General features: G+C 66.5%; 13 protein-coding genes. All 13 read right to left on the reverse strand.

The genetic code is table 11. The features are described 5' to 3' along the window. Positions 1–7: 7 nt before the first annotated feature. Positions 8–994 carry a DNA polymerase III subunit delta' gene (gene holB, locus F3N42_RS07505; protein WP_150863797.1) on the reverse strand — a complete coding sequence of 329 codons (987 nt, stop codon included), beginning with the start codon at positions 992–994 and terminating at the stop codon, positions 8–10. Next, the gene (tmk, locus tag F3N42_RS07510) at positions 987–1,628 is read right to left on the reverse strand and encodes a dTMP kinase (protein ID WP_150863798.1); all 642 of its coding nucleotides are present in this window, start codon (positions 1,626–1,628) and stop codon (positions 987–989) included. Before tmk ends, holB begins: the two co-directional genes overlap by 8 nt. Next, the gene (gene mltG / locus F3N42_RS07515) at positions 1,629–2,666 is read right to left on the reverse strand and encodes an endolytic transglycosylase MltG (RefSeq protein WP_150863799.1); all 1,038 of its coding nucleotides are present in this window, start codon (positions 2,664–2,666) and stop codon (positions 1,629–1,631) included. It abuts the gene before it with no gap. Next, entirely contained in the window at positions 2,663–3,490 is an 828-nt protein-coding gene (pabC, locus tag F3N42_RS07520; protein WP_150863800.1) for an aminodeoxychorismate lyase, read from the reverse strand. Before pabC ends, mltG begins: the two co-directional genes overlap by 4 nt. Next, positions 3,487–4,860: an aminodeoxychorismate synthase component I gene (locus F3N42_RS07525; protein WP_150863801.1), complete on the reverse strand. Its 1,374-nt coding sequence runs from the start codon at positions 4,858–4,860 to the stop codon at positions 3,487–3,489. The genes pabC and F3N42_RS07525 overlap by 4 nt, the downstream gene beginning before the upstream one ends. Before the next feature lie 9 nt (positions 4,861–4,869). Next, positions 4,870–6,123: a beta-ketoacyl-ACP synthase II gene (fabF, locus tag F3N42_RS07530; RefSeq protein WP_150863802.1), complete on the reverse strand. Its 1,254-nt coding sequence runs from the start codon at positions 6,121–6,123 to the stop codon at positions 4,870–4,872. Between the two features lie 87 nt (positions 6,124–6,210). Beyond that, complete coding sequence (acpP, locus tag F3N42_RS07535) at positions 6,211–6,447, reverse strand: acyl carrier protein (protein WP_150863803.1); 237 nt, start codon at positions 6,445–6,447, stop codon at positions 6,211–6,213. A 98-nt stretch (positions 6,448–6,545) separates the two neighbouring features. Beyond that, a complete protein-coding gene (fabG, locus tag F3N42_RS07540) occupies positions 6,546–7,295 on the reverse strand; it encodes a 3-oxoacyl-ACP reductase FabG (RefSeq protein ID WP_150863804.1) in 750 nt (249 codons plus the stop codon). Next, positions 7,292–8,227, reverse strand: coding sequence for an ACP S-malonyltransferase (gene fabD / locus F3N42_RS07545; protein ID WP_150863805.1), 936 nt, complete (start codon positions 8,225–8,227; stop codon positions 7,292–7,294). Before fabD ends, fabG begins: the two co-directional genes overlap by 4 nt. A 1-nt stretch (position 8,228) precedes the next feature. Further along, positions 8,229–9,200, reverse strand: coding sequence for a beta-ketoacyl-ACP synthase III (locus F3N42_RS07550; protein WP_150863806.1), 972 nt, complete (start codon positions 9,198–9,200; stop codon positions 8,229–8,231). Continuing rightward, entirely contained in the window at positions 9,197–10,228 is a 1,032-nt protein-coding gene (gene plsX, locus F3N42_RS07555) for a phosphate acyltransferase PlsX (RefSeq protein WP_150863807.1), read from the reverse strand. The genes F3N42_RS07550 and plsX overlap by 4 nt, the downstream gene beginning before the upstream one ends. 111 nt (positions 10,229–10,339) lie before the next feature. Further along, a complete protein-coding gene (rpmF, locus tag F3N42_RS07560; protein WP_150863808.1) occupies positions 10,340–10,537 on the reverse strand; it encodes a 50S ribosomal protein L32 in 198 nt (65 codons plus the stop codon). Positions 10,538–10,574: 37 nt separating this feature from the next. Continuing rightward, positions 10,575–11,021 (reverse strand): YceD family protein, encoded by a 447-nt coding sequence (locus tag F3N42_RS07565; RefSeq protein WP_191621297.1) that lies wholly within the window; start codon positions 11,019–11,021, stop codon positions 10,575–10,577. Between the last annotated feature and the right edge of the window lie 117 nt (positions 11,022–11,138).

The raw sequence follows: 11,138 nt of genomic DNA on the forward strand, positions 1-11,138 counted from the left end.
CCGAGGATCAGGTGGCGGCGTCATGGCCGCGCTGGCGGCCCCATTCTAGCAACCAATCCTGCAAAAGTAAGTCCTGTCTGAGCGAACTGCCCACCACGGTGGTGACATGGCGGTCGGCGCGTCGCTGCAGGCCGGCCACGCAGGCCGGATCCAGCCGCCCCGCGGCACCGCCAAGCCAGGTCGGCTGGCCCGCACCCAGCGCCGCACGCAGGGCCTCGGCGGCGTGCCGGGACAGCCAGGTCCACATCAGGTCCATGGGGATGCCCGCAAGGTAGCCGGCCGCGGCGCCCGATTTGCCCGGTGCGGCCAGCACCGTCGCCAGCGCCTTGCCCATCTTCGGGTAGCCGGCCAGTACCTCGGGCTCCTTCAGCAGGTAACGCGCCAGTAGCGGCCGTCCGCCGGAGGCGTCCAGGGCCGCATCAACCAGCTCTGGGGTGGCCTTGGCCTCGTCCTGCTGCAGCAGCCACTCGCGGGTCTCGTCGGCCGTCGGCGCCTTCGCGTCCAGCCACTGGCAGCGGCTGCGTATGGTCGCTGGCAAGCGCGACGGGTCGTGGCAGACCAGGACCATCACCGTGTCGCCCGGGGGCTCTTCCAGGGTCTTCAGCAGCGCGTTCTGCGTCTGCCTGTTCATTTCGTCCGCGGGTTCGACCACGGCCACCTTGCGCGGGCTGATGGAGCACGACAGGCTGATGCGGCGGGTGAACTCGCGCAGGTCCTCGATGATGATCGCCGTCCGGTCCTCCTGGCGCTCCAGCCGCAGCCATTCCGGGTGGGCGCCGCTGCTGACCAGCCGACAGGAGCGGCAATCGCCGCAGGCATCACCATTGTCCCGGGGCTCGATACACAGCAGCGCGGCACTGATGCGGCGCGCGAGCGCGCCCTTGCCGATGCCCAGCGGGCCGGCCAGCAGCAGCGCGTGTGGCACCCGGTCCTGCGACAGGCGGGTGACGAACGCCTGCCAGGCCAGTTGCAGCCAGGGTTCGGTGTCAAACATGAATCTGCTCCAAGATCTCGTTGATGGCGCGGCTGACCTCTGCGGCACTGGCTGAGGCGTCGATAAGCTTTACGCGTTCGGGCTCGCCCTTTGCCAGGTCTCGGTAGGCGCGCCGCACCGCTTCGTGGAAGGCCATGCCGGCCGATTCCATGCGGTCGGCCTCGCCGCGCGCGCCTGCACGGGCCATGCCGGTTTCGACCGGCAGGTCCAGCAGCAGGGTCAGGTCCGGTTCAACGTCGCCATGGACCAGCCGCGCCAGCGTCTCGATGGTATCGGCTGCCATGCCGCGGCCACCCCCCTGGTAGGCGCGGGTGGAGTCGGTGAAACGGTCGCACAGCACCACCTCGCCGCGCGCCAGCGCAGGGCGCACCACGTCGGCCAGGAACTGGGCCCGGTCGGCGAACAGCAGCAACAACTCGGCCAGCGGGGTCATGTCGCCCTGCGCCGGGTCCAGCAGCAGCTCACGGATGCGTTCCGACAGCGGTGTGCCACCGGGCTGGCGGGTCACCTGCACGGTGTGCCCGCGGTGTTCGAACCAGTCACGGATGAACGCCAGCTGCGTGGTCTTGCCCGCGCCTTCGCCGCCCTCCAGCGTGATAAAGAGCCCGCGCCCGGTTGCCGTTATCTCGTTCATTCAGCCGCCATCCCGGGTCTGGTCGAGGTAGGCGCGCACGGCGCGATTGTGCTCTTCCAGGGTATCGGAGAACACGTGGCCACCGCGGCCATCGGCGACAAAGAACATGGCGGTACCGGCGGCGGGCCTGGCCGTGGCGGCCAATGCCTTTCGGCCTGGCAGCGCAATGGGCGTGGGCGGCAGGCCGTAGCGCGTGTAGGTGTTGTACGGCGTGTCGGCCCGCAGGTCGCGATAGCGGATGTCGCCGTCGAACTGGTCGCCCAGCCCGTAGATGACCGTGGGATCGGTTTCCAGCCGCCAGCGTGCGGACAAACGCCGGGCAAACACGCCGGCGACCTCGGCCCGTTCGCTGGCCACCGCGGTCTCCTTCTCGACAATGGAGGCCAGGATCAGCAACTCATAGGCGCTATCCAGCGGTGCATCCGGGTCCCGGTCGCTCCATTCGGCGGCCAGCGCGTCACGCATGGCGCCATGCGCGCGGCGCAGCAGGTCGATGGCAGTATCACCAGCAACCCAGGCATAGGTTTCCGGCAGGAACCAGCCTTCCGGGTGGGCCTCCTCGGCGCCGATGGTCGCCATCACCGCGTCCTCGGCCAATAGCGCCGGGTCGACGGCCAGCCGGGGTTCGGCCAGCAGGGCCTTGGCCAGATCACGGTAGCGCCAGCCCTCGACGATGGTGAAACGATGCTGGATCACCTCGCCGCTTTCCAGACGCTGGACCAGGTCCAGCGGCCGTGTACCGGCCGGGACCATGAACTCGCCGGCCTGGATGGTAGCCGGTTGCAGGCGCGCCAGCAGTCGCCAGCGCCAGTCATTGCGCGTCGCGCCTTGTGTTTCCAGGTACTCGACCACCCGCCCCAGGTGGTCTCCGCGCTGGACTTCGAGCACCAGGCCCGCGGCCGGCACGTCCAGGGGCCGGTCGAGGAAGGCGCGGTACTGGCCCCAGCCGAACGCAGCCACGCCGGCCAGCAGCACGACCAGGGACAGTAGCGCGACCACGACAACGCGGCCGGCCGACCAGCGTGAACCCTGGGTCATGTGGCCGCCTTGCGGGCCTCGAACCATTCCTGCATCTCCCGCGTGACGGCGCCGATGCGCCACTCGTGCTCGTCGATGGCCGTGACCGGGGTGATGCCGCGCAGCGCGCTGCACAGGAACACTTCGTCGACCTCCTCGAGCATGCCGGGATGGATGCGGCGCAGTTCGGCCCGGGACTTGAAGTCACGCAGCAGCAGGCCGCGAAGTACGCCACGGATGCCGCAACGGTCCATGCGCGGCGTCAGCAGGGTGCGCCCTACGACCAGGAACAGGTTGGCCTGCAGGCCGCTGATCAGGAAGCCCTCCTGGTTCACCAGGATGCCTTCCAGGCCCGGATGCGCAGCCATTTCGCGCGCCGCCAGCACCTGCTCCAGGCGGTTCAGGTGCTTAATGCCCCCCAGGGCCGGCTGCAAAGCCAGCCGCAGGTCGCAGGTGCGCGCCCGGACCCCACCGCGGGCCAGTTCTTCCAGGCCATCTGGAAAGGGATGTGAGCTCACCACCCGTGTGGTCGAGAGCCCTTCGGCAGGCGCATAACCACGGCCACCCACACCGCGGGTCAGCACTACCTTGACCACGCAGCGGGACTGGCCGGTGGCCGCCGTGCGCACTTCGCGCAGCAACAACTCCTGTGGCGGCATGGCCAGCCCCAGCGTTTCACAGCCGCGGCCCAGGCGGTCGATATGGGCCTGCCAGAAGCGTGGCCTGCCCTGCTCCACAGCGAAGGTTTCGAACAGCCCGTCGCCGTAGGCAAAGCCGCGGTCACTGGCCCTGACCCAGTCGGAGACTTCGCCATTCACCAGGCATTCGAATCCGGATTCGCTCATTCACCTTCTCCCGTGGCGCCCAGCGCCCGCATCAGCCCGCGCGCCTTGTGGCGGGTTTCCTCGACCTCCCGCGCGGGGTCGGAATCAGCCACGATGCCCGCGCCGGTACGGAAACGAAAACCGGTGCCGTCGGTGACCAGGCTGCGAATGAGTATGTTCAGGTCCATGTGTCCCCTGTGATCGATATAGCCCATGGCCCCGGTATAGTAACCCCGACCCTGCCCTTCTAGCTCGGCGATGATCTGCATGCAGCGTACCTTGGGGCAGCCGGTGATGGTGCCACCGGGGAACACCGCCCGGATCACGTCGACGGCGTCCTGGCCGTCACGTAGCCGGCCACGGACATTGGAAACAATGTGGTGTACGTGGGCGTAGGACTCCACCACCATCAGCTCATCCACCTCCACGCTGCCCGGCTCACAGACGCGGCCCAGGTCGTTGCGTTCCAGGTCGATCAGCATGATGTGCTCGGCGCGTTCCTTGGGGTGGTCAATCATTGCCTGGCGCAGGGCCCGGTCGGACTCCGCGTCGGCGCCGCGGGGATGGGTGCCGGCAATCGGTCGGGTCTGTACCTCGCGCCCCCGGACTTCGACCAGGCGTTCCGGTGACGAACTCATCAGCACGCGGTCGCCCCAGCGCATCATGCCGGCGAACGGCGCCGGGTTGGCGCGGGCCAGGCGGCGGTAGAGATGGCTGGCATCGACCGTCCGGCTGAAACGGCCCTGCCAGCCGCGTGAAAGGTTCACCTGGAACACGTCGCCGTCGAGCAGGTATTCGTGGATCCTGCGGACCGAGGCTTCGAATTCCGCGGCGGGTTCGGCTCGCAGTTCGGCGATGTCGACATTGTCTGTGGCCGCGCTGTCACGCCGTGCAGGATCACCGGCGACGTCACCCTGGGCATGTGCGATATCCGCCAGCATGGCCGCCAGCGTTTTGTCGCTTTCGGCGATGACGAAGGCGGTTGGCTGGTCGCCATGCTCGACGATCACGGCGCCGTCACAGCGCGCGGCGATGGCCACCGGCAGGCCGTCGGGGCTGGCCGGCAACTCCAGCACCGGCTCGATCTCGGCGGCCAGTTCGTAGCCCAGGTAGATGAACCAGCCGCCGATAAATGGCAGCGTGGATTCAGCATCGTGTGGCGCACTGGATGCCGCCAGCGTGGCTTTAAGTTCCGCGAGGAACACGGTTGAGTCGCTACCCTGCCGCGTCTTGACCAGGGACTCGCCGGTATGGCGCAGCAACAGGCTGTAACGGCCCAGGTGACCCGTGGCCGCGCTGTCGAGCAGGAAAGGATAGGTCCCGGACTGGGTCGCCGACAGGGCGACCAGGTCCGGGACACGGTCAAGCGTGACGGGCCGTGGCGCCGTCACGGCTGTCGATCAGTCATCCAGGCGGGCAAAAACCAGGCTGCCGTTGGTGCCGCCAAAACCGAAGGAGTTGGACAGCGCCGCCTTGACGGGCGCCTGGCGGGCCTCGTTGGGCACGAAGTCCAGGTCGCAACCCTCGCTGGGGTTCTCCAGGTTGATGGTCGGCGGCAGGACACCGTCGCGCAGGGCCAGCAGGCTGAAGATGGCTTCAACGCCACCGGCGGCGCCCAGCAGGTGGCCGGTCATGGACTTGGTCGAGCTCACAGCGATGGAATCGGCCGCGTGGCCAAACACCGTGTGCACGGCGCGCGCCTCGGCCAGGTCGCCCAGCGGCGTAGAGGTGCCGTGGGCGTTGATGTAATCGATGTCTTCCGGCGCCATGCCGGCATCGGCCAGCGCCGTGGCCATGCAGCGGGCGGCGCCGTTGCCGTCTTCCGGCGGCGCGGTCATGTGGTGGGCGTCGCCACTCATGCCGAAACCCTTGACCTCGGCGTAGATGTTGGCGCCACGGGCCTTCGCGTGTTCCAGTTCTTCCAGCACCAGCACGCCGGCGCCGTTAGACAGCACGAAGCCGTCGCGGCCCTCGTCCCACGGGCGGCTGGCGCCGTGCGGGTCGTCGTTGCGGGTGGACATGGCGCGCGCGGAGCCAAAACCGGCAATCGCCGTGGGCGTAGTCGCGTACTCGGCGCCACCGGCGACCATGACGTCGGCATCGCCGTACTGGATCATGCGCATGGCCGAACCGATGTTGTGGGTCGCCGTGGTGCAGGCCGTGACGATGGCGATGTTGGGCCCCTGCAGGTTGTACTGCATGGACAGGTAACCGCCGATCATGTTGACGATGGAGCCCGGGATGAAGAACGGGCTGACCTTGCGCGGGCCGCCATTCAGGTACGACTCCGTGGTCTTCTCGATGGTGCGGATACCGCCGATGCCCGCACCCACGGCCGCGCCAATGCGCGGGGCCGGGATACCGTGCTCGCCCTCGGCGTCGATGCCGGCGTCGGCCAGCGCCATCATCGAGGCCGCCATGCCGTAATGCACGAACTTGTCGAACTTCTTGGCATCCTTGGGTGAAATCCAGTCGGTGACTTCGAAATCCTTGATTTCACCGGCGATGCGGGTGTTCATCGCCGAGGCGTCGAACTCCTGGATTTCTCCGATTCCGCTCTGGCCTTCGGTGATGGCGCTCCAGGCATCCTTGAGGGTGTTTCCAACCGGGGAAACAATCCCCATACCGGTGACGACGACTCGACGTTTAGACACGATACTGACCTCGATATAAAGAATGACGGCCGGCTAGGCGCCGGCCGTGACGTTCCACTCCTGAGACTGTTTCCGCCTGTCGGCGAATCAATCGCTGTGTGAATTGACGTAGTCGATGGCCTGCTGGACGCTGGTGATCTTCTCAGCTTCCTCGTCCGGAATTTCGCACTCGAATTCTTCTTCGAGGGCCATCACCAGTTCAACGGTGTCCAGGGAGTCGGCGCCCAGGTCGTCAACGAAAGAAGCGTTGGCGGTAACTTCGTCTTCTTTCACACCCAGTTGTTCGACGACGATCTTGCGGACGCGCTCTTCAATGCTGCTCATTTTGATTGATTTCCTTCAGTCAGGGGGAAGTGGGTCGCAATTTTATCCATTGTCCTGCTCCGCTTCCAGTTTGTAACCATGCGCTGGCGCATGGAAATTCAGCCCATGTACATGCCGCCGTTGACGTGCAATGTATGGCCCGTGATGTAGCTGGCCGCGTCGGAGGCGAGAAACGCCACCGCGTCGGCGATGTCCTGTGCCTGGCCCAGGTGCTGCATGGGGATGCCGGACAGCAGTGAATCGCGCTGTTCCTCGCCCAGCTCCCGGGTCATGTCGGTGTCGATAAAGCCCGGTGCGACGGTGTTGACCGTCACGCCCCTGGCGGCGATTTCGCGCGCCAGCGAGCGGGCGAAACCTTCCATGCCGGCCTTGGCCGCGCAGTAGTTGACCTGGCCCGGGTTGCCCATCGCGCCCACCACCGATGCGATGTTGACGATGCGGCCGTAGCGCGCCTTCATCATGCCACGCAGGCAGGCGCGGCTCAGGCGAAATGCTGAGCGCAGGTTGGTGTCCAGCACGGCATCCCAGTCTTCGTCTTTCATGCGCATCAGCAGCGTGTCGCGGGTGATGCCGGCGTTGTTCACCAGGATGACCGGCGCACCGGCGCTTTTGCTGATCTCGCCGACCAGGTCGGTGACCGCGTCGGCGTCGTTGACGTCCAGCACGCGCCCTTCACTGCCGGCGGCGATGGCGCCCAGGCGCTCGCTGATGACGGCCGCACCGGCTTCGCTGGTGGCGGTACCGAATACGCGGTCACCCCGCGCGGCCAGCGTGTCGGCAATGGCGGCGCCGATGCCACGGCTGGCGCCCGTGACCAGGGCGACGCGGGTTTCAGTGGCTTCGCTCATGCTTGCAGCTCTCCAATTAGTTGTTCGATGTCGGCGCGTGAGCCCAGCGCGGTGACGGCCGCGTCGCGGTTGATGCGGCGGTTCAGCCCGGCCAGCACCTTGCCCGCACCGCACTCGACGAAGCGAGTGGCGCCTGCGCTGCCCAGCGCGTTGATGGTCGCCGTCCAGCGCACCGGCTGCCACAGCTGCCGCGCCAGCGCCTCGACGATCTCGTCGGCGCTGTCATGCGTGGCCACATCCACGTTATGGTAGACCGGAACGGCCGGCGCATTGATGGTGATCTGCGCCAGGGCCTCACCCAGCTCGTCGGCGGCATCGCGCATCAACGCGCAATGCGACGGCACGCTCACCGGCAGCGGTAACGCGCGACGCGCACCCGCTTCCGAGGCGGCTTCACAGGCCTTGTCGACGGCGCCGCGATGACCGGCGATAACCACCTGCCCCGGGGCGTTGTAGTTTGCACAGGAAACGATCTCGTCGCCATTGATGCCGGCGCAGATTTTTTCCAGCACGGCGTCGTCCAGGCCGATGATCGCGGCCATGGCGCCCACGCCTTCCGGCGTGGCGGCCTGCATCAGGCGGCCGCGCAGCGCGACCAGGCGGGCGGCGTCGGCGAAATCGAGCACACCGGCCGCAACCAGTGCCGCGTATTCACCCAGGCTGTGCCCGGCCATGAATTCCGGTACCGGGCCGCCGGCCTCGCGCCAGGCTCGCCAGGTGGCGATGTCGCCCGCCAGCATGGCCGGCTGGGTATTCTCGGTGCGGTTCAGGTCCGCTTCCGGGCCGTCCTGGCACAGTGCCCACAGGTCAAAACCCAGGGCATCGGAAGCTTCGGCGAAGGTCGCCTTCACCTGCGGGAAATCGTCGGCCAGCCCGGCGAGCATACCGACGGACTGGGAACCCTGGCCGGGGAACAGGAAAGCCGTGGCCATCTCAGTACCTCACCAGGGCCGAGCCCCAGGTAAAGCCGCCGCCGAAGGCTTCCAGCAGCAGGTTCTGGCCACGCTGGATACGGCCGTCACGCACGGCCTCGTCCAGTGCCAGCGGCACCGAGGCCGCCGAGGTGTTGCCGTGGCGGTCAACCGTCACCACGACCTGGTCCATGGTCATGTCCAGCATCTTCGCGGTGGCGGAAATAATGCGCATATTCGCCTGGTGCGGCACCAGCCAGTCCAGTTCGGACTTGTCCATGCCGTTGGCGTCGAGGGTCTCGTCAACGATACGGCCCAGGGTGCGAACCGCCACCTTGAACACCTCGTTGCCCTTCATCTCGATATTGATACCGCCGCGCGGCAGGTCGAAATCGAAACCGGTGGAAATGCCGCGCTTCGTGCGCAGCAGGTCGACGTGCTCGCCATTGGCGTGAATATGCGTGGAGATGATGCCGGGTTCGTCGGCGGCCTCGATCACCACCGCGCCGGCGCCGTCGCCAAACAGCACGCAGGTGCCACGGTCGTTCCAGTCGACCAGGCGGGTGATCGACTCGGCGCCGATGACCAGCGCGCGTTTCGCGTCGCCCACCTTGATGAACTTGTCGGCGATGCTGAGCGCGTACAAGAAGCCGGTGCAGGCCGCGTTGACGTCCATGGCGCCCACGTGCGGCAGACCCAGGCGCTGCTGCAGCAGCACAGCGGTGGTCGGGAACACCAGGTCGGGCGTGGTGGTACCGACGATGATCAGGTCGATGTCTTTTGGCGACAGGCCGGCGGCCTCGATGGCGTTCTCGGCCGCGCGGAACGCCATGTCCGAGGTGTACTCGCCCTCGGCGGCCACCCGGCGCTCCCGGATGCCGGTGCGCGTACGAATCCACTCGTCGGTGGTATCGACCATGGTTTCGAGTTCGGCGTTGGTCAGCACCTTTTCGGGCAGACCACTGCCGGTGCCAATAATTCGGGAATATTTCACGATGCTGTCTCTCGTTCGTGTTTTTTGATCACCGCTTCGATGCGGTCGGGCACGTGATGTTGAGCCTCCTGCCCGGCTTCCAGAATGGCCTGGGTCGTCGCCAGCCGGCCGGAGCGGCCATGGCTTTTGACGAGGACGCCATTCAGTCCGAGCAACGGTGCCCCATTATGCTTGGCGGGGTCCAAACGTTCCACCATGGCCTTGAGCGCCGGCTTGGCCAGCAACGCGCCCAGGCGTGACCGCCACGTCGACTCCAGCGTCTTGCGGAACTCGCCGAACAGCATCGCCGCCAGGCCCTCGCTGGATTTCAGCACCAGGTTGCCGGCGAAACCGTCACACACGGCCAGGTCCACGGTGCCCTCGAAGATGTCATGGCCCTCGATAAAACCACGGTAGTCGAGGTCCGAGGCCTTCAGCAGTTCGTGCGCCTCGCGGACCACTGCGTGGCCCTTGCCGTCTTCGTGACCAACGTTGAGCAGACCGACCGACGCGGGCCGCTCGGGGTGCGCGGCGCGGCGCACTTCGGCGCCCATGAACGCGAACTGCGCCAGCTGGCGGGCATCGACATTCAGGTTGGCACCCAGGTCCAGCATGCCGACGGTGCCGGCGGCATTGGGGAACTGTGACATCAGCGCCGGGCGGCTGACGCCGGGCAGCACGCCCAGCAATTTCACGCCCAGGGCCATCAGTGCAACGGTATTGCCGGCGCTGACACAGGACTGTGCGCGCCCTTCGTGGACCAGCTGCAATGCGCGGTAAAGACTGAACTCGGGGCCGGCGCGCAGGATGGCGCGCGGCCGGGCATCGGACGTGATGACTTCACTGGTCGCCTCGATCACGAGACGGTCCCGCAGACCGGCATCGACACCGGCCAGCAACGGCTCGATCTCGTCCGGCCGCCCGACCAGGATGATTCGCAGTCCGGGGGATTCGGCCAAGGCATCCACCGCGGCCGGCACGGTCACCTTGGGCCCGTGATCGCCGCCATGCACGTCGAGTGCCAGGGTGCTGGACTTGTCCAGGTTCATCGCTTCCCTGCCCTATTGGTTTCGTTCAGGCGCAACAAAACAACCGCCGACCCGGGGGCCGGCGGCAGCTACTGTCGTCCAATTGCATCGGGTTTGAAGCCGTTAAGGGCCTCAATCCTCGTCGTCGAACTCCACGACGGGGCTATCCACAACCTTGCGGCCGCGGTAGTAGCCCTCGGGGCTGACGTGATGACGCAGGTGCGTTTCACCCGTGGTCGGCTCGACGGACAGTGTCGGCGCCTTCAGGGCGTCGTGCGAACGCCGCATGCCGCGGCGTGAAGGGGTTTTACGACTTTTCTGTACAGCCATGTTACTGACTCCTATTACCAATTCTTACCGATTCGTACTAGCGCTGCTTGCCGACCAGGTCACCAAGCGCCGCAAAGGGTTTCCGTGTACCCGAATCCTCTTCGGGTTCCGGCAGCTCGCCGCTGCTGAAATTCACATCGGCAAACTCGGGGTTGCGCGGTACCACCGGCAACCCCAGTATCAATTCATCTTCGACCAGCGTGGCCAGGGCCACCCGGCCTTCGTCGACCACCACCGGCTCGGCGCTGTCCGGCAACAAGGCCATCTCCGCCTCTTCGGCGATCACGGTCAACACCGTGCGTCGCTCGACGTTTTCCACGTAGGGCTTCAGGCTGGCCTGGCACACTAGGGTCAACCCCGCCTTCACCGAGAGATCCAGTTCAGGCCGCCCGTCGATATCCGAACTGACCGAAAGCCGGAACTCGGCCTCGCCGCCCTCGTCTTCGACCATTTCGAGCAGGCGCGGCATACGGACCAATGGCATTGTTCCGCCAAAATCCCTGCGGCCTTGTGCGGCCAACCAGGGGTTGATCCAGTCTGGAAACTCCCGCGACATCACTGCTCACCCGCCAAAGGCGCTTGGGCAAACAGGGAATTTTAC

The sequence above is a fragment of the Marinihelvus fidelis genome (assembly GCF_008725655.1).
Taxonomy (GTDB): domain Bacteria; phylum Pseudomonadota; class Gammaproteobacteria; order Xanthomonadales; family SZUA-36; genus Marinihelvus; species Marinihelvus fidelis.

Coding starts and splice junctions, on each gene's coding strand:
- holB (WP_150863797.1), bottom strand. CDS start 994: ATGTTTGACACCGAACCCTGGCTGCAACTGGCCTGGCAGGCGTTCGTC.
- tmk (WP_150863798.1), bottom strand. CDS start 1,628: ATGAACGAGATAACGGCAACCGGGCGCGGGCTCTTTATCACGCTGGAG.
- mltG (WP_150863799.1), bottom strand. CDS start 2,666: ATGACCCAGGGTTCACGCTGGTCGGCCGGCCGCGTTGTCGTGGTCGCG.
- pabC (WP_150863800.1), bottom strand. CDS start 3,490: ATGAGCGAATCCGGATTCGAATGCCTGGTGAATGGCGAAGTCTCCGAC.
- acpP (WP_150863803.1), bottom strand. CDS start 6,447: ATGAGCAGCATTGAAGAGCGCGTCCGCAAGATCGTCGTCGAACAACTG.
- fabG (WP_150863804.1), bottom strand. CDS start 7,295: ATGAGCGAAGCCACTGAAACCCGCGTCGCCCTGGTCACGGGCGCCAGC.
- fabD (WP_150863805.1), bottom strand. CDS start 8,227: ATGGCCACGGCTTTCCTGTTCCCCGGCCAGGGTTCCCAGTCCGTCGGT.
- plsX (WP_150863807.1), bottom strand. CDS start 10,228: ATGAACCTGGACAAGTCCAGCACCCTGGCACTCGACGTGCATGGCGGC.
- rpmF (WP_150863808.1), bottom strand. CDS start 10,537: ATGGCTGTACAGAAAAGTCGTAAAACCCCTTCACGCCGCGGCATGCGG.
- F3N42_RS07565 (WP_191621297.1), bottom strand. CDS start 11,021: ATGCCATTGGTCCGTATGCCGCGCCTGCTCGAAATGGTCGAAGACGAG.